At 71.7% G+C, this 21,776-nt stretch carries 21 protein-coding genes and 2 pseudogenes; 13 read left to right on the top strand and 10 right to left on the bottom strand.

The window, feature by feature from the left end:
- Window positions 1-120: 120 nt before the first annotated feature.
- From ACH4UM_RS22935 to miaA, 4 genes are all read right to left on the bottom strand, one after another.
- Window positions 121-2,385, bottom strand: a complete 2,265-nt coding sequence (locus tag ACH4UM_RS22935; protein ID WP_398182225.1) for a RelA/SpoT family protein — start codon at window positions 2,383-2,385, stop codon at window positions 121-123.
- 299 nt (window positions 2,386-2,684) lie between these two features.
- Window positions 2,685-3,554 (bottom strand): diaminopimelate epimerase, encoded by an 870-nt coding sequence (gene dapF / locus ACH4UM_RS22930; protein ID WP_398182223.1) that lies wholly within the window; start codon window positions 3,552-3,554, stop codon window positions 2,685-2,687.
- A gap of 325 nt (window positions 3,555-3,879) precedes the next feature.
- Complete coding sequence (locus tag ACH4UM_RS22925) at window positions 3,880-4,377, bottom strand: hypothetical protein (protein WP_398182909.1); 498 nt, start codon at window positions 4,375-4,377, stop codon at window positions 3,880-3,882.
- A 107-nt stretch (window positions 4,378-4,484) separates the two neighbouring features.
- On the bottom strand, window positions 4,485-5,423 hold the full coding sequence (miaA, locus tag ACH4UM_RS22920; RefSeq protein ID WP_398182220.1) for a tRNA (adenosine(37)-N6)-dimethylallyltransferase MiaA: 939 nt from the start codon (window positions 5,421-5,423) through the stop codon (window positions 4,485-4,487).
- Window positions 5,424-5,699: 276 nt separating this feature from the next.
- Between miaA and ACH4UM_RS22915 the strand changes: the two genes are divergently transcribed.
- Together ACH4UM_RS22915 and ACH4UM_RS22910 are read left to right on the top strand one after the other, a co-directional pair.
- A complete protein-coding gene (locus tag ACH4UM_RS22915) occupies window positions 5,700-5,939 on the top strand; it encodes a hypothetical protein (RefSeq protein ID WP_398182217.1) in 240 nt (79 codons plus the stop codon).
- Between the two features lie 23 nt (window positions 5,940-5,962).
- The gene (locus ACH4UM_RS22910) at window positions 5,963-6,253 is read left to right on the top strand and encodes an antitoxin (RefSeq protein ID WP_398182215.1); all 291 of its coding nucleotides are present in this window, start codon (window positions 5,963-5,965) and stop codon (window positions 6,251-6,253) included.
- Between the two features lie 153 nt (window positions 6,254-6,406).
- Here ACH4UM_RS22910 and ACH4UM_RS22905 read toward each other — a convergent pair whose 3' ends face one another.
- Complete coding sequence (locus tag ACH4UM_RS22905; protein WP_398182212.1) at window positions 6,407-7,120, bottom strand: class III extradiol dioxygenase subunit B-like domain-containing protein; 714 nt, start codon at window positions 7,118-7,120, stop codon at window positions 6,407-6,409.
- Between the two features lie 165 nt (window positions 7,121-7,285).
- On the bottom strand, window positions 7,286-8,815 hold the full coding sequence (miaB, locus tag ACH4UM_RS22900; RefSeq protein WP_398182209.1) for a tRNA (N6-isopentenyl adenosine(37)-C2)-methylthiotransferase MiaB: 1,530 nt from the start codon (window positions 8,813-8,815) through the stop codon (window positions 7,286-7,288).
- A 241-nt stretch (window positions 8,816-9,056) separates the two neighbouring features.
- On the opposite strand from miaB, the gene ACH4UM_RS22895 reads away from it, so the two are divergent.
- The 3 genes and pseudogenes from ACH4UM_RS22895 (at window position 9,057) to ACH4UM_RS22885 (ending at window position 9,899) form a co-directional block, all read left to right on the top strand.
- Window positions 9,057-9,419: an SDR family NAD(P)-dependent oxidoreductase gene (locus tag ACH4UM_RS22895; protein ID WP_398182206.1), complete on the top strand. Its 363-nt coding sequence runs from the start codon at window positions 9,057-9,059 to the stop codon at window positions 9,417-9,419.
- A pseudogene (locus tag ACH4UM_RS22890) lies at window positions 9,320-9,541 on the top strand (hypothetical protein); the annotation flags it as partial. The gene ACH4UM_RS22895 and the pseudogene ACH4UM_RS22890, both read left to right, overlap by 100 nt.
- A gap of 91 nt (window positions 9,542-9,632) precedes the next feature.
- On the top strand, window positions 9,633-9,899 hold the full coding sequence (locus tag ACH4UM_RS22885; protein WP_398182936.1) for a hypothetical protein: 267 nt from the start codon (window positions 9,633-9,635) through the stop codon (window positions 9,897-9,899).
- 206 nt (window positions 9,900-10,105) lie between these two features.
- Here the strand turns inward: ACH4UM_RS22885 and ACH4UM_RS22880 are convergent.
- A pseudogene (locus ACH4UM_RS22880) lies at window positions 10,106-10,306 on the bottom strand (SDR family NAD(P)-dependent oxidoreductase); the annotation flags it as partial.
- Window positions 10,307-10,793: 487 nt separating this feature from the next.
- Here ACH4UM_RS22880 and ACH4UM_RS22875 point away from each other — a divergent pair.
- On the top strand, window positions 10,794-12,254 hold the full coding sequence (locus tag ACH4UM_RS22875; protein ID WP_398182906.1) for a hypothetical protein: 1,461 nt from the start codon (window positions 10,794-10,796) through the stop codon (window positions 12,252-12,254).
- Window positions 12,255-12,278: 24 nt separating this feature from the next.
- Here ACH4UM_RS22875 and ACH4UM_RS22870 read toward each other — a convergent pair whose 3' ends face one another.
- Complete coding sequence (locus ACH4UM_RS22870) at window positions 12,279-12,683, bottom strand: MazG nucleotide pyrophosphohydrolase domain-containing protein (protein WP_398182203.1); 405 nt, start codon at window positions 12,681-12,683, stop codon at window positions 12,279-12,281.
- 269 nt (window positions 12,684-12,952) lie between these two features.
- Between ACH4UM_RS22870 and ACH4UM_RS22865 the strand changes: the two genes are divergently transcribed.
- Window positions 12,953-13,951 (top strand): TAXI family TRAP transporter solute-binding subunit, encoded by a 999-nt coding sequence (locus ACH4UM_RS22865; RefSeq protein ID WP_398182200.1) that lies wholly within the window; start codon window positions 12,953-12,955, stop codon window positions 13,949-13,951.
- A 16-nt stretch (window positions 13,952-13,967) separates the two neighbouring features.
- On the opposite strand, the gene ACH4UM_RS22860 is transcribed toward ACH4UM_RS22865, so the two are convergent.
- On the bottom strand, window positions 13,968-15,398 hold the full coding sequence (locus ACH4UM_RS22860) for an ATP-binding protein (RefSeq protein ID WP_398182197.1): 1,431 nt from the start codon (window positions 15,396-15,398) through the stop codon (window positions 13,968-13,970).
- 15 nt (window positions 15,399-15,413) lie between these two features.
- Entirely contained in the window at window positions 15,414-16,100 is a 687-nt protein-coding gene (locus tag ACH4UM_RS22855) for a response regulator transcription factor (RefSeq protein ID WP_398182194.1), read from the bottom strand.
- A 287-nt stretch (window positions 16,101-16,387) separates the two neighbouring features.
- On the opposite strand from ACH4UM_RS22855, the gene ACH4UM_RS22850 reads away from it, so the two are divergent.
- From ACH4UM_RS22850 to ACH4UM_RS22825, 6 genes are all read left to right on the top strand, one after another.
- Window positions 16,388-17,164: an amino acid ABC transporter ATP-binding protein gene (locus ACH4UM_RS22850; RefSeq protein WP_398182191.1), complete on the top strand. Its 777-nt coding sequence runs from the start codon at window positions 16,388-16,390 to the stop codon at window positions 17,162-17,164.
- Window positions 17,165-17,290: 126 nt separating this feature from the next.
- Window positions 17,291-18,127: a glutamate ABC transporter substrate-binding protein gene (locus ACH4UM_RS22845; protein WP_398182188.1), complete on the top strand. Its 837-nt coding sequence runs from the start codon at window positions 17,291-17,293 to the stop codon at window positions 18,125-18,127.
- A 76-nt stretch (window positions 18,128-18,203) separates the two neighbouring features.
- Complete coding sequence (locus ACH4UM_RS22840; RefSeq protein WP_398182185.1) at window positions 18,204-18,869, top strand: amino acid ABC transporter permease; 666 nt, start codon at window positions 18,204-18,206, stop codon at window positions 18,867-18,869.
- Window positions 18,866-19,789: an amino acid ABC transporter permease gene (locus ACH4UM_RS22835; protein WP_398182182.1), complete on the top strand. Its 924-nt coding sequence runs from the start codon at window positions 18,866-18,868 to the stop codon at window positions 19,787-19,789. Before ACH4UM_RS22840 ends, ACH4UM_RS22835 begins: the two co-directional genes overlap by 4 nt.
- Window positions 19,790-19,965: 176 nt before the next feature.
- Window positions 19,966-21,576, top strand: a complete 1,611-nt coding sequence (locus ACH4UM_RS22830; protein WP_398182904.1) for an FAD-dependent monooxygenase — start codon at window positions 19,966-19,968, stop codon at window positions 21,574-21,576.
- A 94-nt stretch (window positions 21,577-21,670) separates the two neighbouring features.
- Window positions 21,671-21,757, top strand: a complete 87-nt coding sequence (locus tag ACH4UM_RS22825) for a putative leader peptide (RefSeq protein WP_318198091.1) — start codon at window positions 21,671-21,673, stop codon at window positions 21,755-21,757.
- Window positions 21,758-21,776: the final 19 nt, after the last annotated feature.

Raw genomic sequence — 21,776 nt, 5'->3', positions numbered from 1 at the left:
GCGCAGAGCCATGCCCCGGCGCGGTACTGGGCGCGGAGGTCAAACAGAGCGCGGAGGCGCGCGGTCGCGTGACGTTGTGTCGGGGGCGTGCGAGGGGGGACGCGGAGGCCCCAAGGGGCGTCAGGCGGGCGGCGGCTGGGGCTGGGTGCGGCTCACGTCGTACACGCCCGGGACGTTGCGCATAGCCCGCATGAGGGCGGGGAGGCCGGCGGCGTCGGGGAGCTGGAGGGTGTAGGTGTGCCGGACGCGCTGCTGCGTGGGCGGAGCCACGGTCGCCGAGATGACCTCGACGCCCTGGAGGGCGATGGCCTCGGTGAGGTCGGCCAGCAGATGGGGGCGGCCGAACGATTCGGCGAGCAGCGTGACACGGCACTCGGTGGTGTCGCCCCAGCGCACGTCGATCCCCGCGCGCCCCGTGCTCCTCATCCGCGCGACCGCGGCGCACTCGACGCGGTGCACCGTCACCACTCCCCCGCGCACTGCGAAGCCGGTGACCTCGTCGGGCGGCACGGGCGTACAGCAGCCCGCGAGCCGCGCGGTCGCGTGCGGTTGGTCGACGACCAGGACGCTCGCCCTGCCGGGCCGGGCCGGTCGGCCGTCCGCGAGGGCGCCGTCGGAGGCGCGGGAGCCGGCCGCGGAGGGCTCCGCGCCGGCGCGCGGAGCGCGGCCGGTCTCCACTCCCGTGCCGGTCTCCGGGACCGGGGCAGCGCCGCCCGGCATGCCGGGGGTCGCGGTCGTCTCGCCGCCGCCGGCCACCCCGCCCGGTGCCTGAGCCGGGGCGTGGCCGGGCGCCGGGTGGGCTGCCAGCCACCGTTGGATGGCGATACGGGCCGCGGGGGTGTGGGCGTGGTCGAGCCACTCCCTGGAGGGCTCGGAGGCAGGGTCCTGGCCCATGAGGAGCTGGACGGTGTCGCCGTCCCTCAGGACGGTGCTCAGCGTCGCCAGGCGACCGTTGACCCGGGCGCCGATGCACGCGTGCGCGTCCTCGCCGTACTGGGCGTACGCGGCGTCCACGCAGGTGGCCCCGTCGGGCAGGCCCAGCGTGCCGCCGTCGGGCCGGAAGACGGTGATCTCGCGGTCCTGGGCCAGGTCCTCGCGCAGCGTGGACCAGAAGGTGTCGGGGTCGGGCGCGGCCTGCTGCCAGTCCAGGAGGCGGGAGAGCCAGCCTGGCCGGGTGGGGTCGGCGCGCTCCCCGTCACTGCCCGCCGACTGCTCCTCCGAAGGAGGAGGAGCGTAGGGATTGCCGAGCGCCACGACGCCGGCCTCGGCGACCTTGTGCATCTGGTGGGTGCGGACGAGGACTTCGACGACCTGGCCGTCCTCGCGGGCGACGGCGGTGTGCAGCGACTGGTACAGGTTGAACTTAGGGACGGCGATGAAGTCCTTGAACTCCGAGACGACCGGCGTCATGCAGGTGTGCAGTTCACCGAGGACCGCGTAGCAGTCGGCGTCCTCGTTCACCAGGACCAGCAGCCGGCCGAAGTCGCAGCCGCGCAGCCGGCCGCGCTTGCGGCCGACCCGGTGCACGGAGACGAAGTGGCGTGGCCGGATGAGGACTTCGGCCGGGATGTCCGCCTCGCGCAGCACACCGCGGACCTGCTCGGCGACCTCGGCGAGCGGGTCGCCCGGGCGGGCCGCGTTCTCGTCGATCAGCTCGCGCGTGTGCTGGTATTCCTCGGGGTGGAGGATCGCGAAGACGAGGTCCTCCAGTTCGGTCTTGAGTGCCTGCACTCCGAGCCGTTCCGCGAGCGGGATGAGGACGTCCCGGGTCACCTTGGCGATACGGGCCTGTTTCTCCGGGCGCATCACCCCCAGGGTGCGCATGTTGTGCAGCCGGTCGGCGAGCTTGATCGACATCACGCGGACGTCGCTGCCGGTGGCGACGAGCATCTTGCGGAAGGTCTCGGGCTCGGCGGCGGCACCGTAGTCGACCTTCTCCAGCTTGGTGACGCCGTCGACGAGGTAGCGGACCTCTGCGCCGAACTGCTCGCCGACCTGGTCCAGCGTCACGTCGGTGTCCTCGACCGTGTCGTGCAGCAGGGACGCCGTCAAGGTCGTGGTCTCGGCGCCGAGTTCGGCGAGGATCAGGGTCACCGCGAGGGGGTGCGTGATGTACGGCTCGCCGCTCTTGCGCATCTGGCCCCGATGGGAGGACTCGGCCAGGACGTAGGCGTGGCGCAGCGGTTCGAGGTCGGCGTCGGGGAAGTGTGCGCGATGGGCCTCGGCCACATGGCCGATGGCGTCGGGCAGCCGGTCGCGCGCGGCGGGTCCGAGGAGTGCGGCCCGGCCCAGGCGGCGCAGGTCGATCCGCGGGCGGGCCCTTCTGCGGGGCGCCGCGGGAGCCACCGGGCCCGGGGCCGCGGGATTCGTGGCATCGGCACTCATGGGCACCTCCGGCTGCGTGGACCGGCGGACGGGGTGCCCCAGGGCGTACTCGGCTCAGGGGTTGGCGACGGATCCCCCGTCCGGGCCGGTGCTTGATGCTACCGAGCCCAGCACGTCCGGCCGACCGCCTCTCGGCAAGCGTGAAACGGATCACCCAATCGAGCGATGATTTCGAGGTTTACGGTTTTCGGCCACCTGACATGCCGTCAGCCGTGGAATCCAACCCGCGCCCTGGCACCAGGGCTTGGATGTTGCCCAGGCCCTCGGTCACCGACGCCGCGATGCCCGCTCGGCCGGGATCAGCCGGCCACTGTTTCCAGCCACTCCGCGCCGATCTCGCCCTCGGCGACGATCACCGCGGGTCCGGTCATCTCGATCTGCCCGTCCGGCCGCTCGGTGATCACCAGGGTGCCGCCGGGCACGTCCACCGTGTACGTCACCGGGGTCCCCGTGACCGCGGGGTCGACGCCGTCGCGCCGGGCGGCCGCCACGGCGACGGCGCACGCGCCCGTGCCGCACGAGCGGGTCTCGCCGGAGCCACGCTCGTGCACGCGCATCGCGACACGGCCCGGGCCGCGGTCGACCACGAACTCGACGTTGACGCCGTCGGGGTAGGCGGAGGCCGGGCCGAAGTGCGGCGGGGAGAACAGGTTGCCGGCGTCCCCGAGGTCGTCGACGAAGGCGACCGCGTGGGGATTGCCCATGTTCACGTTCCGCGCGGGCCAGCGGCGCTCGCCGACGCTCACCGTGACATCGCCCTCGGGGCACCGCGCCCTGCCCATGCCGACGGTGATGTCGCCGTTCTTGGCGATGTGGACCGTCTTCACGCCCCCGCGTGTGGCGATCGCGAGGTCGCCCTCGGTCGCGTGCCCGGCGTGCTGGAGGTAGCGCGCGAAGACCCGGACGCCGTTGCCGCACATCTCCGCGATCGAGCCGTCGCCGTTGCGGTAGTCCATGAACCATTCCGCTTCGGCCGCCATCTCCCGGGCCTCCGGGTGCGCGGCCGACCGCACGACGTGCAGCACGCCGTCCCCACCGATGCCCGCGCGGCGGTCGCACAGGGCTGCGACGGCGGCCGGGGACAGGTCGACGGCGTTCTCCGGGTCGGGGACGATCACGAAGTCGTTCTCCGTGCCATGACCCTTGAGGAAGGCGATGCGCGTGCTCATGCCTCGATCGTACGGGGTGGGTACGACAGGCCGACGATCACGCTCACCGGCCGGCCCGGCACCGCACGGCCGGACCACGGGCAGCCCGCCGCGGAGAGCCCGGCCACGGCGGCCCGACACCGGGACACCGGACGGCCGGGCACCCGGCGGCGACCAGCAGCCTGGTGCTGTGGCCGGAAAGGTTTGCCGGAAGGCTCGCGGCGTCCGGTGCGGTGCATCGCAAGGCGGAGCATCGCCCGCGTACCGGACGTACTCGGGTGATGCGACAACGCGGCGAGGTGCCGTGCCGGGCGTCGCGAGCCGGTGAACCTTTCCGGCCGCAGCACTAGCGGAGCCGGGCCACCCGCCAGACGGCGAGGACGACCACCAGGGCGACGAGGAGGACGTAGGCGCCGATGACCCGCCAGTCGGGGCGGCGCCCGGAGCCCCGGGGCGGTACGCCCGGCCAGGTGTAGCCGACGCGACGGGCGGCCATCATGCCCCAGCCGGCGGCACAGGAGCAGATCAGCAGCCCCAGCATGGCGATCACGGCGCCGCTGTCGCCGTCGAAGGCCAGCGGGAAGGCGAACATCAACGAGCCGACCGCGGCCAGCCCCACGATGGGCGCGAGCTGCCAGATGCGCAGGCGCCGCTGCGGGCGCAGCTCGACCTCCACCTCGGGCCCCGGGAACATCTCCCCGGGCTCCGGGCCGTCAGCGGTCACGCCGCCCTGGGTCTCGTCGGGCCCGTCGGGGCTCAGCGAGCCCTCGTCCGGGTCCGTTCCGGGGCGCTCCACAGTGACGCGCTCGGTGCCTTGTGCGGTGTCGCGAGGGCCGGCCTCCATCGCCACGCGCCCTCCCAACTAGGACTCCACTTGTCGATCGAAGCTCGATGATGGCACGCCTGCGGAGGCCGGGATGACGGCCTGGGCGTCCCGATGCCATCACGTGATCAGGCTGTAACCGGTCGTTCGACCAACGCCAGCGCGAGGTGCGGAAGTTCTGTGACATCCGCCGCAGCACCGCTCAGCCAGTGCACACGCGGGTCGCGCCGGAACCAGGAGTCCTGGCGGCGTGCGAAGCGTTTGGTGGCGCGGACGGTCTCTGCGCGCGCCTCATCCAGCGCGCACTCTCCCGCGAGCGCCGCGAGCACCTGCTGATAGCCGAGCGCGCGCGAGGCCGTACGCCCCTCGCGCAGGCCCTGCGCCTCCAGGGCGCGCACCTCGTCCACGAGCCCTGCCTCCCACATACGGTCGACCCTGCGGGCGATGCGCTCGTCGAGCTCGGGGCGCGCCACGTCGACGCCGATCTGGACGGTTTCGTAGACGGAGTCGTGGCCGGGGAGGTTGGCGGTGAAGGGCCGGCCGGTGATCTCGATCACCTCGAGGGCCCGGACGATACGGCGGCCGTTGCTGGGCAGGATCGCACGCGCGGCCTCGGGGTCGGCGGCGGCAAGACGGGCGTGCAGCGCTCCGGAGCCGCGCAGCGTGAGCTCCTCCTCCAGCCGGGCCCGCACCTCGGGGTCGGTGCCGGGGAACTCCAGGTTGTCCACGGCCCCACGGACGTACAGTCCGGATCCGCCGACCAGGATCGGCCAGCGCCCCTCGGAGAGCAGCGCGTCGATACGCTCCCGGGCGAGCCGCTGGTACTCGGCGACGGAGGCGGTGACCGACACGTCCCAGATGTCCAGGAGGTGGTGCGGCACTCCGCCGCGCTCCTCGGGCGTCAGCTTGGCGGTGCCGATGTCCATCCCTCGGTAGAGCTGCATGGAGTCGGCGTTGACGACCTCACCGCCGAGACGCTGGGCCAGGAAGACGCCGAGGTCGGACTTTCCGGCCGCGGTGGGGCCGACGACGGCGATGACGCGGGGGGCGGGGGGTGCGCTGCTCACCGCACCAGTCTCGCAAACGTCACGAGGGCGCCTCGAACGAGTTGCGTGACGTCATGCGCGCGGGGTCGTTGCCCGTTGCGAGGTTCCCACGGCCGGATTCCGCCGGGCGGTGGTCCGGGCAGTGCGCACTGGCGCACCGGGTCACGCGGGATCTCGCCCTCACGAGTAACGTATGGAGTTGATATGGGAGTTTTTGCGCGACTTTTTCGGAGGTCGAAGGCTGCGGAGGCGACGGCTGCCGAGGAGGTGCCGACCGCTGAGTCGCAGGGTGAAGCGGTGACGGTGGACTCCGAGGCGGCCGGGGCGGCAGCGGAGGGGAAGCCCTCCGGGGCGGACACCGACGCCGCGAGTGGCACGGGCGGCCCGGCGCAGGAGACGAGGAAGGCCGTCGACGACGCCGAGGGTGCCGCCGGGCGGACGGCCGGGAGCCCCGGTTCCGACGGCGTGGAGATTCCCAAGCAGCAGTCCGCCGGCGAGGCGGTCGGACACCAGGCCGTCGAGGGCGCCCGCACGTAACTGCCCGCCAGGGAAGGTGAAGCATGGGTCTGCTGGACAACATGAAGGCCAGACTCGGTCCGGCCAAGGAGAGGGTGGCGCACCTGGCGCAGCGGCACGAGGGCTCGATCGAGCACGGCCTCGTCAAAGCCGCGAAGCTTGTCGACGAGAAGACCAGGGGCAAGTACAGCGACAAGATCCACGCGGGCACGGGCAAGGCCAAGGGCGCAGTGCACCGGCTCGCCCACAAGGACGGCCCGGCCCCGCACGGCGGCACGGCGCCGGGTGGCGCCGCCCCGCCGACGCCGCCGCAGGGACCACCGCCCACGTCCTGAACGGCACACCTTGAGCAGCACAACGGCGGACGGCCGGGAGCGCATGCCTCACTGGCGTCACTGGTTTCGCGTTCCTCGCAGGCCTCGCAGGTCTCGCAGGCCTCGCGTGGCCTCACCGGCCTCCGGCTGTCCGCCGTGCCGCCCGTTCCCTCCTCACGACCAGGCGGCCACCAGGTACCCCACTCCGTACGGCGCGTCGTCGTAGAGCAGCGCACCGGAGAGCCCGGCCCCCTCGGCGGCCCCCGCGAGCACCTGCCACGGGGCCCGGCCCGACGCCTTCAGCCGGTGGGCCGGCTCGGCGTCGAGTGCCTCGAGCGCGGCCAGGTCCGCGGCGCCGAGCGCGCGGGCGACCTCCGCGTCGAAGGGCTCCGCCCGCTCGTCGAGATACCCGGGCGCCTTGAGCGAACGGCACGCGCTGCCGTCGCCCATCACCAGCAGGGCCACACGATCGGACCGCGCGGCGATGTCCCGTCCGGCCGCCGCGCATCGCTCGGGCGCCAGCAGTTCCCCCACGCCGAGCCCCTCGATCGGGGCGTCGGACCAGCCGGTCCGCTCCAGCAGCCATCCGGCGACGGCGAGCGAGGACGGCAGCTCGCGCTCGGACGCGGCGCCGGTGTCCCGGCCGAGCCGTACGTCCAGTTCCACGCCGAAGCCATGGAAGGACCCCCGGGCGCCCTCCGGGTACGGGACGCACCCCGGCTGCTCGTCGGGTCCCACGACCACGAGCAGGTCGGGCCGAGCGGCGGCGAGCACGCCCAGCGCGTCGGTGCACGCGGCCCGCGCGGTATCCAGCTCGGGCGCGGCTCCCGCGGCGATCCCGGGCACGAGAAGGGGCGGACAGGGGCAGACTGCGGCGGCGACAAGCATGATCGGCAGGGTAACGCCGTAAGACACCGCAACGGCACTGCGACGGCCGCCCCGGCCCGACCGGACACCGACGGCCACCCCGGCTCGGCCGAACGCCGCACCGGGCCACGCCGGACCCGGCCGACGCGCTGTTCGCCGCGCTGCCGGGGCGGTCGCCGGACCGGATCAGTCGCAGCCGCAGCCGGTGGTCGCCGCGGCCGGCAGGGGCTCGGGGGCGCCGATCCTCGGCAGGCCGAGCATGACGCCCACGGGCTTGGCCGCCCCGGCGGCGTTGCGCTTCTCCCACGCGTCGCCCGCACGGGTGCGGCGCACGGCGAGGGCCGGGCCCTCGGCGAGGAGGTGGTGGGGGGCGGCGTAGGTGATCTGGACCGTGACCACGTCGCCGGGGCGGACGTCCTGCTCCGGCTTGGTGAAGTGGACGAGGCGGTTGTCGGGGGCGCGGCCGGAGAGGCGGTGCGTGGCGCCGTCCTTGCGGCCCTCGCCCTCGGCGACCATGAGCTCCAGCGTGCGCCCGACCTGCTTCTTGTTCTCCTCCCAGGAGATCTCCTCCTGGAGGGCGACGAGCCGCTCGTAGCGCGCCTGGACGACCTCCTTGGGAACCTGGTTCTCCATCTCGGCAGCGGGGGTGCCGGGCCGCTTGGAGTACTGGAAGGTGAAGGCCTGCGCGAACCGTGCCTCGCGCACCACGTGCAGGGTCTGCTCGAAGTCCTCCTCGGTCTCGCCGGGGAAGCCCACGATGATGTCGGTGGTGATCGCGGCGTGCGGGATGGCGGCGCGGACCTTCTCGATGATCCCGAGGTAGCGCTCCTGCCGGTAGGAGCGGCGCATGGCCTTGAGGACCGTGTCCGAGCCGGACTGCAGCGGCATGTGCAGCTGCGGCATCACGTTGGGGGTCTCGGCCATGGCGGCGATCACGTCGTCGGTGAAGTCGCGCGGGTGCGGCGAGGTGAAGCGGACGCGCTCCAGGCCCTCGACGGTGCCGCAGGCGCGCAGCAGCTTGCTGAACGCCTCGCGGTCACCGATGTCGGAGCCGTAGGCGTTGACGTTCTGGCCGAGCAGTGTGATCTCGCAGACGCCCTCGCCGACCAGGGCCTCGACCTCGGCGAGGATGTCGCCGGGACGGCGGTCCTTCTCCTTGCCGCGCAGTGCCGGGACGATGCAGAAGGTGCAGGTGTTGTTGCAGCCCACGGAGATCGACACCCAGGCCGCGTAGGCGCTCTCGCGGCGCGTCGGCAGCGTGGAGGGGAACGCCTCCAGCGACTCGGCGATCTCGACCTGCGCCTCCTCCTGGACGCGGGCGCGCTCCAGCAGGACCGGCAGCTTGCCGATGTTGTGCGTGCCGAAGACGACGTCCACCCAGGGCGCCTTCTTCACAATGGTGTCGCGGTCCTTCTGCGCCAGGCAGCCGCCGACCGCGATCTGCATCCCCGGCCGCTTCGCCTTCTTCGGCGCCAGGTGGCCGAGGTTGCCGTAGAGCCGGTTGTCGGCGTTCTCGCGTACGGCGCAGGTGTTGAAGACGACGACGTCCGCGTCACCGTCCGATCCCTCCGGCGCCCGCACGTACCCCGCGTCCTCGAGCAGCCCGGCCAACCGCTCGGAGTCGTGGACGTTCATCTGACACCCGTAGGTGCGGATTTCGTAACTCTTGGATCCTTGAACGTCCACGGTGGAGCTCCGGTCGCTGCTGCTGGTCATGGGTCAAGGGTAGGCGGTTCCGGGAGACGCGGCTGCAGCCCTCCTGTCCGGTGCATGGCGCTGCCGCCACGGCGCGTGCAAGGGGCTGTGCGGGCTGGTCACCTCTTGGATCCCCGCCTCGACGGGACGTACTGACGAGCAGGACGACGTACACCCGGTTTCCGAGAAGTCGTGGTGGCGCGATTGAACAGATCGACAGGATCACGGAGTGCCGCTACCGTCGGGCCAAATACCGTACGCCATGAAGGAAGGCAAATTGCCTGGACTCATGAGCGCCGGCGCGGGCAAAGTCGCACGGGTGACCGGAGCGGGCCGCGGAATTGGTCAGCAGATCGCAATCAGTTTGGCCGAGAACGGTTATCGCACGGGCCTTGTGGACAAGCTGTCGGCCGAGCTTTCGGCCACAGCGGAACACATTGAACGGATGGGTGGCGAGGTCGTCACGGTAACCGGAGACGTCACGAACCCGGCAAACGTCGAGCATTGTTATGACACCGTGGAGAAATGCTTCGAGCGCATCGATGTCCTGGTCAACAACGCCGGTTACGCCGAAGGTTCGGTTGCTTCACCGAGACGGATCCGGACGACTGGTGGGAGGTCATGAAGACCAATGTGTGCGGGCCCATGCTCTTTTGCCGCCGCCTGGTCCCGTCAATACTCGAACGGGGCTGTGGATATGTGATCAACATCAATACCCGGGTGGCGGTCCGGGATGATTCAGTGGCCACCTACAGTGCGTTAGGTGTGTCCAAGGCGGCGCTGGCCCGATTTACCGGTGCCCTCGCGCCCCCACGAGACCGCCGACCGTGGTGTCGTCGTGCTCGACATCAACCCCGGAATGGTACGCACCGCGATGACCGAGCAACGGCCGGGCTACCACGAACTTCCGGACAAGGCATTCCTGCCCGTGACGGTGCCCGCGAAGAAGGTGGTTGCCCTGGTGTCCGGGCAGTACGACATGTTGCATGGGCGATTCGTCCATGCCCGCGATGACCTGGATGAATTGGCCAAGCGTGTGACGGACGATCCGCGGGCTCGCGTCCTCGGGTTCGGCAGCACCGGGCCCAACGATCCGGTTGCCTGACATTTCGTCGTGGTGGACGCGTTGGTCGAGGCAGTGGTGCAGGCACCCGATCATGCGATTGAAGTGCGATTGAAGAGATTGCGCAGGGCTGAGATGCGGCGTTCGCCGTGGGTGCGTCTGCGGTCGTAGTGGGCTCTGGCGCCCGTTGAGGCGGTCAGGGAAGCGAATGCCCAGACATAGCCGACGGCAGCGAGACGCTGATTCCGGACGAGACCCTCGGCCGCAGCCGGGTCCCCGACATCGGACGGATACGCCAGCGCCCCGGTCTCCCGTTCGAGGCGCCGCAGTGGTTCGGGCCGCCGGCCGGAGGCCACCACGCGGTGACCCTCCTGGCTCAGCGATCGGGCCGTGGCCTCCCCGATGCCCGTACCTCCGCCGGTCACGATCACAACCCGCTTGTCCGCCATTGCAGTTCAGGTCCCTCCATCAAGATCGCGCAGCGCCCGCGAGCCTAGAACCCGCTGATCCATCGCCGACGAGTTCGAGTCGGGGTTCGCGGTCTCGCCGCGTCCGTGCCGGCGCTGTTGCCGGCGCCGCGCTGCGCCCGCCCGTCCCGTGGCCCCCGCCGAATCGGCGTTGCCGCGGGGCTGTCGTCTCCGCCGCTTCGGCCGACCTGGCCGACTTCGGCCGACCACCTGGGCGGTGGGCCGAAAAGCGCCGTGGTTCAGGTCACCTCGGGAGACTGCCGGAATGTCACGCTCCGCCGGTCCGTCCGTGGCATGCTCATGTTTGATTACTCCACCGGTGTCCCACCGGCACCTCGTGCCGGTTTCTCCGGTGCCGGTGTTTTCCCGGCCCGGTGCCTGCGATGCCGGTTCCTCATGTCACCCCCCACCTTTCTCACCTTTCTCAGGACCCACCTTGCGCAGACGCACGAGGCACAGCCGTGCCCTGATGCCCGCTTTCGCGGTGACCGCCCTCCTCCTCGCCGCCGGCTGCTCCGCACCGCCGCCCACGGGCGGCCGGCCGGTCGCCTCCGGGAACGCGACGGCCCGGCAGCAGCAAGACGACTCGGCCGCCGCCCCGGACCGCACACTCGCCGTCGCGGCCGCCCCCGCCACCGCCGCGGCCGCCGCCGCGAGCCCGGACGGCGCACGCGGCTCGGGCGGTCGAGGGCCGGCGCACCGCACCTCGCTCACCGTCGACTCGTACGACAGCCACACCCGGCGCGCCGTCATATCCACGCATGCGCACGGGACTTCCGCGCCCACCCCCGGCGCCGGCGCGAAGCCGCACGGCGCCGCCGTCGGCGACGTCATCGCCAGTGCCCCCGCGCCCGGCGCCCCGCACGGCCTGCTCGCCAAGGTGACGAGGGTGATCGGCGAGACCGGCAGGGGAACCGAGGTGCAGACCGAACCCGCCGCTCTCAACTCCGTTCTCGGCGACCGGACGGCCCGCGGCTCGGTCCCGGTCTCCCCCGCCTCCTTCGACATCGACAGGCTGCTGCCCGACGTCAAGGTCTCCTGGTCCAAGCCGGGCGACGTGCACGTGGGTCCGAAGGGCACGACCGTGCCGCTGGGCAGCCTGCGGCTCGACGTCGGCGCCAACGTGCCCACGGCCAAGGGCGCACCGGTGTCCGCGGCCGCGTCCGTCTCGGGCTTCGTCCAGGTCGCCCCACGGGTCGACTTCCGCTACGGCGGCCAGGGCACCGACACCGCGCCCGGCTCCGCCTATCTCGGCGTCTCCGGCGACTGGACCTCGGGCTGGGCCCTCAAGGGCCGCGCCGCCGCCTCCGCCACGCCGCTGCGCATCCCGTTCGCCAAGCTGCACGCCGACCCCGTGCTCCAGGTCGGGCCCGTTCCCGTCGTGGTCAACCTCGACCTGACCTGCTACCTCCAGATCAGCGGCGACGGCCGGGTCACGGTCGACGTGGAGCAGAACCTCAAGGGCGGCTTCACGGCGGGCGGCGCCTTCGGCCCGGCGCACGGCTGGACCCCGGTCAGCTCCGCGGACATGACGAGCACCCCGGTGCGCTCGTCGCTGACCAGCGCGGGCGGCGTGAAGGCCGCGCTCGGCGCCGAGGCCACCGTCGGCCTCTACGGCACCGTCGGTGTCAGCGCCGACCTGGCGCCGTATCTGCGCGGGGAGGCCTCCGGCAGCGTGACCGGCGCGGTGAGGCCGGCTTCCGGAACCGGTGCGGCCGGTGGCGTCGGCGCAAGGGGCGCCGGTCCGGCCGGCGCGGGACGTGCGAAGGCCGGCGCCTCCTGGGGCCTCTACGGCGGCGTCGACCTCACCGGCACCCTGCGCCTGCAGCTGTCCGTCTTCGGTACCCCGGTTTTCGAGCGCAGCATCCCGCTGGGCTCGCTGCACCGCGAGTGGCGGCTGGCGGGCGGCGGCACCGCGGGACAGTCCTAGCGGGACAGTCCTGGAAGAGTGATGTCAGGCGCCGCCGGGGACCCAGCCCTGGCGGCGCAGCACCGCCGAGACGTCCGGTGCCCGGTAGTGGTCTCCCTTGAGGACCTTGCCGTCGGCGCGACGTGCGACCCGGCCGCCGGGGCCGAGCTTGGTCATGTTGGAACGGTGGATCTCGGCGATCACCTCGTCGAGGTCGATGCCGTGGACCAGGGCGGTGCCGTAGGCCACGTACACGACGTCCGCGAGTTCGTGCGCGAGCCGGTCGAGCGGGCCGCCGACCGAGACCTCGGCCACCTCCGCCGCCTCTTCGGCGAGCAACTCCCCTCGGTGCGCGGCCAGCGCGGGCGACACCTCGGTGGGGGTGCGGCGGGCGTCCAGGCCGAAGGCGCGGTGGAACTCACGGACGAGGTCGGCGGGCGAGCTGCTCATACGGCGACTCTATCCGCCGCCTCCGGCGCCCCCGGCCGAAGCCCGGACCGGCCGCCTCCCACACCCTCGGCCAAACGGCTCGCGCCAACTGCCGCCCACACGCCGGTCGACGGCCCGGACCGGCCGCCTCCCACACCCCCGGCCGGACTCCCCGGCAACCCTGGTGGGTGGCCCCGACGCCCTGGTGGGTCACCCCGAACGGCCCCGGCCGGCCGCCCGGGGCACCCCGCCCTGGCCAGCACCATGTCCCGGCTGGCAGGATCGCGCGCATGTCCATGGTGTTCTCCCGAATCGGCAGACGCCGTGCCCTGCAGGGCTCGGCCGTCGGCGCCCTGGTCCTCGGGCTGCTGCTGTGGTGGCTGCTGCCGCTGGGCGAGGAGCCGCCGGGCGGGACGGTCACCTTCAGCACCGGCACCCTGCGCGGCGTCTACCAGGAGTACGGCGTGCGGCTGCGCACCGCGTTCCACAAGGACATGCCGGACCTGAAGGTGCGCCTGATGACCAGTGACGGCTCGCAGGAGAACGTCACGCGCGTGGCGACCGGCCAGGCCGACTTCACCATCGCCGCGGCGGACGCGGTGGAGACCTACGAGCTGGACAACCGCCCGGGCGCCGGGCGGCTGCGCGGGGTGGCCCGTCTCTACGACGACTATGTGCAGCTCGTCGTCCCGCGCGACTCCCGCATCGGCTCGGTCGCGGACCTGCGGGGCAAGCGGGTGGCGATCGGGCCGCCGGAGTCGGGGGTCCGGCTGATCGCCGAGCGGGTGCTCAGGGCGGCCGGGATCGATCCGCACAAGGGCATCAGGCCCATGGCCGACGGCATCGACACCGGTCCCGGCCGGCTGCGGCAGGGCGCGATCGACGCGTTCTTCTGGTCTGGCGGGCTGCCCACGGAGGGCCTCAAGCAGCTCGCCGGGACGTTCGCGTTCCGGTTCGTGCCGATCGAGCCCGGGCTCGTGGCCAAGCTCCACGCCGAGGGTGGTGCCACGCGCTACTACCGCGCCACCAACATGCCGGAGTCGGCGTACCCGACCGTCCAGAACGGCTCGACCGTGCCGACGATCGCCGTGTCCAACCTGCTGATGACGCGCCAGGACATGGACCCCAGGCTCACCGAGTGGGTGACCCGCGCCGTCATCAAGAGCCGTGACGGCATCGGCGCCCACGTCCACTCCGCCCAGCTGGTGGACCTGCGCACCGCGATCTACACCGATCCGCTGATGCTGCACGAGGGCGCGCGGCGCTACTACCGGTCGGTCAAGCCGTAGCGCCCTGCGGCGGTTCCTACGACGGCACTGACGACGGCTCCGGGTCCGACCTCGACACGGTGACCGTCACCTTCAGTCCGCGCGGCTCGCCCTGCCGGTGGTGGTCGTAGGAGATCGAGCCGCCGCCCGCGGCGAGCAGGGCCCGGGAGATGGACAGGCCCAGGCCGGAACCCTTGATGTTCTGGTGGCGGCCGCTGCGCCAGAAGCGGTCGCCGATCCGGGCGAGTTCCTCGTCGGTGAGGCCGGGGCCGTGGTCGGTGACCACGACGGTCGACGTGCCGCCGCCCCCGCAGACCCTCACTTCGACGCACTCGTCCTCGGGCGTGAACTTCACCGCGTTGTCGATCACGGCGTCCAGTGCCGAGGACAGTGCCACGGGGTCGGCCCAGGCCGTGGTGGCCGGGCAGTCGCCCACCAGCCGCACCCCCTTGGCCTCGGCGGCCGGCGTCCACGCCGCGACGCGCTCCGCCGCCAGCCCACCGATGTCGATCAGCTGCAGGTCCGCCTCGGCGTGCTCGGCCAGCGCCAGGTCGAGCAGGTCGTCCAGGACCTGCGCGAGGCGCTTGCCCTCGGTGCGGACCGAGGCGATCTCCTCGTTGCCCTCGGGCAGTTCGAGGGCGAGCAGTTCGATGCGCAGCAGCAGCGCCGAGAGCGGGTTGCGCAGCTGGTGCGAGGCGTCGGCGACGAAGGCGCGCTGCTGCTCCAGCACGTCCTCGACGTTGTCCGCCATCTCGTTGAACGACCGGGCGAGCCTTCTGAGTTCCGGCGGCCCGCTCGCCACCGCCACCCGGGACTTCAGCCGCCCGGTGGCGATGTCGTGGGTGGTGGCGTCCAGGACGCGTACGGGTCGGAGCACCCAGCCGGTCAGCCGCAGGGCCGCACCGACGGCGAGCAGCATCGCGGCGATCTCACCCGCGCCGATGAGCAGCCAGCCGTGCAGGGTGGCCGAGCGCATCTGCCCGGTCGGCGAGTCGGTGACGACCACCGCGACGACGTCACCGTCCCGGATGACGGGCGAGGCGACGACGAGCCGGTGCCGCTGCCAGGGCCAGACCTGCTCCGGGTCGTGGCTGCGCCGGCTCAGCAGGGCCTCGTCGAAGGCCGCGCGGACCTCGCCCGTGGGGAGCAGGGACCAGTCGGCCGGCGCGTTGGCCATGGGGGTGCCGGTGCGGTAGAAGACGCCCGCCCGGATGCCGTAGACCTCGTAGTAGCTGGCGAGTTCCCGGCTGAGGGTCTCCAGGCGCTCGTCCGGGACCGTCTGGCGGGAGCCGGTGGGCCGGTCGGTGACGAACTGGGCGAGGGCGGCGAAGCGTGCCGTGTCGTCGATCCGGTCGACGACCACCTTCTGCTGCTGGGCCGCCGCCAGGCTGACGGCGAGCGGGAAGCCGAGGGCGAGCAGCACCGCTGCCATCAGGACGATGAGCAACGGCAGCAGACGTGTGCGCACCCGTGCCCCGTCCCGCTACGCGGCCGGGGCGACGAGCCGGTAGCCGACTCCGCGCACGGTCTCGATCAGGGCCGGCATTCGCAGTTTGGAACGCAGGGAGGCGACGTGCACCTCCAAGGTGCGTCCGGTGCCCTCCCAGCTGGTGCGCCACACCTCGCTGATGATCTGCTCCCGGCGGAAGACCACCCCGGGGCGCTGGGCGAGCAGCGCGAGCAGGTCGAACTCCTTGCGGGTCAGCTGGACGACCGAACCGTCCACGCTGACCTGCCGGTTGGGCAGTTCGATGCGCACGGGGCCGAGGCGCAGGGCGCTGTCGCCCCCGCCGCTCGCGTCCTCGTGGGCGGTGCGCCGGCTGACGGCGTGGATACGGGCGAGCAGTTCCCCGGTGTCGTAGGGCTTCACGACGTAGTCGTCGGCGCCGAGGTTGAGGCCGTGGATGCGGGAGCGGACGTCCGAACGGGCGGTGACCATGATCACCGGGGTGCTGGTTCGCTTGCGGATCTTGCCGCAGACCTCGTAGCCGTCCTGGTCCGGCAGACCGAGGTCGAGCAGGACGACCCCGAATCCGGCGCCTTCGGGGACGAGCGCCTGGAGGGCCTCCTCGCCGCTGCGGGCGTGCGTGACGTCGAAACCGTGCCGGGCCAGGACCGCGGACAGGGCCGCCGCCACATGATTGTCGTCCTCGACGAGGAGCAGTCTCATCCCGGCCCCCTCCGGTTCATCAGTCGTATGGTCATGATGTGTACAAAATGCGCGCACGCGCGCGTGCACCATGGCAGTCACGCTGATGGACGACGACGCCGTCAAGAGGGTTCCGGTTGCGTGCCACCGGTCGTTACCCAGCCGGTACGCGCCCCGCGCGGGTCCGCTACGTCATGTGTCCGGCCGCTACCGGATCGTGATGCTCAGATCTCGCTCAGATGTAATGACGCTGGTCGCGCGGCGTGGCTATGGTCCAGCGAAACCGAGGAGGACGGAGCCTGAAAGCGATGACCGAAGTATCGGTGGCCAGGGAAGACCTGGCCTCGACCGGCGATCTGGTCGTCCTGAAGAGCGTCAACAAGCACTTCGGCGCGTTGCACGTGCTCCAGGACATCGAGCTGACGATCTCCCGCGGCGAGGTCGTGGTGGTCATCGGGCCCTCGGGGTCCGGGAAGTCCACCCTGTGCCGCACCATCAACCGCCTGGAGACCATCGACTCGGGCACGATCACGATCGACGGCAGGCCACTGCCCCACGAGGGCAAGGAGCTGGCCCGGCTGCGCGCCGACGTCGGCATGGTCTTCCAGTCCTTCAACCTCTTCGCCCACAAGACAGTGCTCCAGAACGTGACCTTGGGTCAGGTCAAGGTCCGCCGCACGGACAAGAAGAAGGCCGAGGAGCGGGCCCGTGCCCTGCTCGACCGGGTCGGCGTGGGCGCGCAGGCCGAGAAGTACCCCGCCCAGCTCTCCGGCGGCCAGCAGCAGCGCGTGGCCATCGCGCGGGCGCTGGCCATGGACCCCAAGGTCATGCTCTTCGACGAGCCCACCTCCGCCCTCGACCCCGAGATGATCAACGAGGTCCTCGAGGTCATGCAGCAGCTCGCCCGGGACGGCATGACGATGATCGTCGTCACCCACGAGATGGGATTCGCCCGTTCGGCTGCAAACCGGGTGGTCTTCATGGCCGACGGCCGGATCGTCGAAGAGGCTGCGCCCGACCAGTTCTTCAGCAACCCGCGCAGCGACCGGGCCAAGGACTTCCTGTCGAAGATCCTGCACCACTGAAACGGGCCGCGCGGCCCGCACGCGGCCCGAACCGCCTGTGCCGACCGTCGTCACCGGTCCCGTGACGACGCGCCGTCGCCCGTTCCCGACGGCCCTCAACTCCTCAACACCCGAAGGATGTCCACCATGAAGCTCCGCAAGGTCACCGCCGCCTCGGCCGTCGTGCTCGCCCTCGCCGTCTCGGCGACGGCGTGCGGGTCGAACGACAAGAACGGCGGGGGGTCGTCGGGGGGCGGCAAGAAGATCGCCATCGGCATCAAGTTCGACCAGCCGGGCCTCGGTCAGAAGACGCCGCAGGGCTATTCCGGCTTCGACGTCGACGTGGCCAAGTACGTGGCCAAGAAGCTCGGCTACAACGAGGACCAGATCGAGTGGAAGGAGTCGAAGAGCGCCGACCGCGAGACCATGCTGCAGCGTGGTGACGTCCAGTTCATCGCCGCCACGTACTCGATCACCCCGGAGCGCGAGAAGAAGGTCGACTTCGCCGGCCCGTACCTGCTCGCCCACCAGGACGTGCTGGTCCGCGCCGACGACAACACGATCAAGTCGCCGGCCGACCTCAACCACAAGAAGCTCTGCTCGGTGACCGGCTCGACCTCGGCCCAGAACGTCCACGACAGGCTGGCGCCCAAGGCCAACCTGCTGCAGTACCCGACCTACTCGGCCTGCCTGGGCGGTCTGCAGAACAAGGCGATCGACGCCCTGACGACGGACGACTCCATCCTCGCGGGCTATGCCGCCCAGGCCCAGTTCAAGGGCAAGTTCAAGCTGGGCGGCTTCAGGATGACCAACGAGAACTACGGCATCGGCGTCAAGAAGGGCAGCGACCTCAAGGCCAAGATCAACAAGGCCCTGGAGGAGATGGTCGCCGACGGTTCCTGGGAGAAGGCCGTGAAGGCCAACTTCGGCCCCGCGAACTACAAGAACGAGCCCGCGCCGAAGATCGGCGACATCAAGAGCTGAGTCAGCGCCCGCCGGGTGCGCCACCCACGGGGGTGGCGCACCCGGGGCCCACCCACACGCGGAAGCGCGGGAGATCGTGTTCGACTTTCTTCAAGGTTACGACCTGCTGGGAGCCTTCTGGGTGACCGTGCAGCTCACGCTGCTCTCGGCCGTCGGCTCCCTGGTCTGGGGCACCCTGCTGGCCGCCATGCGCGTCGGCCCGGTGCCCCTCATGCGCGGGTTCGGTACCGCCTACGTCAACATCGTGCGGAACATCCCGCTGACGGTGATCATCCTGTTCACCTCGCTGGGCCTGAACCAGGCCCTCGGTGTCAGCCTCGGCGCTCAGGCCTTCGACACCATCAACTTCCGGCTCGCCGTCCTCGGCCTGATCGCCTACACCTCGGCCTTCGTCTGCGAGGCGATCCGCTCCGGCATCAACACGGTGCCGGTGGGCCAGGCGGAGGCGGCCCGCGCCCTCGGGCTGAGCTTCACCCAGGTCCTGACCCTGGTGGTGCTGCCGCAGGCGTTCCGTTCGGTGGTCGGCCCGCTCACCAACGTCCTGATCGCGCTCACCAAGAACACCACGGTGGCCGCCGCCATCGGCGTGGCCGAGGCGGCCCTCCTGATGAAGAAGATGATCGAGAACGAGGCACAACTCCTGTTGATCTCCGCGGTCTTCGCCTTCGGCTTCGTGTGTCTGACGCTGCCGACCGGCCTGATCCTGGGCTGGGTGGGCAAGAAGGTGGCGGTGAAGCGATGACCTCCGTGCTGTACGACGCGCAGGGCCCCAGGGCCAAGCGGCGCAACGTCCTCTACACGGTCGTGTTCCTCGCCGCCCTCGCCGGGCTGCTGTGGTGGGTCTACAAGAGCCTCGACGACAAGGGCCAGCTGGACTGGGAGAAGTGGAAGCCGTTCTTCTCCGGCTCCGAGGCGTGGAACACCTACCTCCTGCCCGGGCTGAAGAACACGCTGATCGCGGCGGCCCTGTCGATGGTCATCGCGTTGCCCCTCGGCGCCGTCTTCGGCATAGCGCGGCTCTCCGACCACGCCTGGGTCAGGGTGCCGGCCGCCGTGGTCGTGGAGTTCTTCCGCGCCATCCCGGTGCTGATCCTGATGATCTTCGGCAACGCCCTGTTCGCGCAGTACACCAACGTCAGCTCGGACGACCGCCCGCTGTACGCCGTGGTCACGGGCCTGGTGCTCTACAACGCCTCGGTCCTGGCGGAGATCGTCCGCGCGGGAATCCTGGCCCTGCCCAAGGGCCAGACGGAGGCCGCCCAGGCCATCGGTCTGCGCAAGACCCAGACCATGACCTCGATCCTGCTGCCGCAGGCGGTCACCGCGATGCTGCCGGCGATCGTCAGCCAGCTGGTGGTGATCGTGAAGGACACCGCGCTCGGCGGCGCGATCCTCACCTTCCCGGAACTGCTGGCAGCGGTCGGCCCGATGAGTTCGTACTACGGTGCGAACGTCATCGCCTGCTTCACGATCGTGGCGCTGATCTACGTGGTGCTCAACTTCAGCCTCACCACCTTCGCGGGCTGGCTGGAGCAGCGGCTGCGACGCGGGAAGAAGTCCACTGGGGCGGTGCTTGCGCCGGCGGCGGTGGCCGGTACGCAGGCCACCGGAGCCGGCGGTGGCGACGCGGCAGGCGGCTACGCCGGAAAGACGCACATCTGACGGGTGGTCACCCGAACACATGTGACATGGGGACAGTGGAGTGATCACTACTGCCCCCGTCACTTGACGCAAGCAGCGGCAATAGGTTGCATACGTTCTGTGATCGTGCACCCTGCTCCAACCGTTTGCCCACGTCTGTCCGTCAGGACGCCGCCGCGGGCAGGGAGCGCCGCGCCGTGGACCCGGTGATCGTCGTCGGAGCGGGGCCCGTCGGGCTCACGCTCGCCCTGGCGCTGGCGCGCCAGGAGGTGCCGTCCGTCGTTCTCGACGAGGGGCCGGGCAGCGACGCGCCGCGCGCCGCGCGGACGGTCGTGCTGCGGGAGGACACCGCCGCGCTCGTGGAGCGGCTGGCCGGAGTGGAGCTCGGGCAGGCCGGGCTGCGCTGGGCCGGATGGCGGTCGTTGCGGCGCAAACAGGTGATGCGCGAGGTCGCCTTCGGCGACGCCGGAACCACCGAAGCCGCCCCGCTGCACATCGCCCAGCACCTCCTGACCGGCGCCCTGCGCGCCGCCGTCGCCCACGAGCCGCTGATCGAGCTCGCCACGGGCAGCCGGCTGGACACCACAGAGCAGGAGCCCACCGGCGTCACCGCCCACACCCGCGGCCCCAACGGCACCTGGTGGCGCGGTAGTTACCTGGTCGGCTGCGACGGGCCGCGCTCGACCGTGCGCAAGCTCCAGGACATCCGCTTCCCCGGCCGTACGGCCGTCGAACGGCACGCCGTCGCAGCGCTGCGCACCGAACTGCCCCGGCCCGACGAAGCGTTCCTCCACCGGTCGCCGCCGTGGCGGGCCACCGGCCCCTCGGCAGGGGAGATCACCGCCCGCCCACTCCCGGACGGCGTGTGGCGGCTGGACTGGCTGCTGCCGCCCGGCAAGGACCTCGTCACGCCCGAACTGCTCATCGCCCGTATCCGGGAGACCCTCACCGGCTGGACCGGCGAGACGGCACCGTCGTACGAACTTCTGGACACCGGAGTCCACACGGTCCACCACCGGCTGGCCCGCCGCTGGCGTGCCGGGCGGGTCTTCGTCGCCGGGGACGCGGCGCACCTGCTGGGCGCGTTCGGCACCCAGGGGCTGGACGAGGGGCTGCGCGACGCCGACAACCTCGCCTGGAAGCTGGCCCTGGTCTGGCACCACGGTCCGAACGAGGCCCTGCTGGACAGCTACCAGGCGGAGCGCCGCGCGATCGTCGCCGCCCGGCTGCGCGCAGCCGACCAGGTGCTGCCGCTGCTGCGCGGAGGCGGCGGCCTGCGGTCGTACGTGCCCGGGTCGGCGCGCGGGCACGACGCGCTGCTCATGGACGGCCAGCTGGGGCGCGGATCACTGGGCGCGCCCGGGACGTACGCCGCCTCCCCCCTCGCGCCCCCGCCCTCCGAGGCGGAGGTGCCCGTCGACACACCTCCGGGCGGGCCGGTCGCCGATGTGACGGTGACCGCGGAGGACGGCTCCTTCGTCCCGCTGCGGGGCCGGCTGGGCCGCGGTGCCCTGCTGGTGGTGCTGGTGGCGCCGGGAACGGTGGTGTGGGAGCGCCGGCACTGGATGAGCGCCGGGCTCATGCCCCGGCTGGCGGCCGCGGTCAGCGCGCTGCCGCACCCCGCCGAACTGCTGGTCGCCGAGAGCTACCCGGGCGCGGCCCCCCACACCGTGCTCCTGGTACGCCCCGACGGACATCTGGTCACCGCGCTGAGCGGGGTGCGCCCCGCCGATCTGTACGCGGCGGCGGAGGCGACGCTCGGCGGTCCGGCCCACTTGGAGGCGCGGGCCGAGGCGGGCGCGCGCTGACGACGGAACCGGTGGACCGTACTCGCCGTCACGGTGCGGTCCACATGGTGACGGTGAGTTGACCGGTTACCACCGCCATGGTGTACTCCGGATCGTGACCGACACCGATGTGCGCCTGTGGCGGAGGGTCCACATGGACCTCGTCCGCTATGCGGGCTGTGTGTGTCGCTCGTCCTGCTGAGTTCGCATCCTTTCTCGCT

This window comes from Streptomyces sp. NPDC020801 (genome assembly GCF_044334385.1).
Lineage (GTDB): Bacteria > Actinomycetota > Actinomycetes > Streptomycetales > Streptomycetaceae > Streptomyces.
Note: the sequence above shows the minus strand (reverse complement) of the source record. Positions and strands in the feature narration are given on the sequence as shown.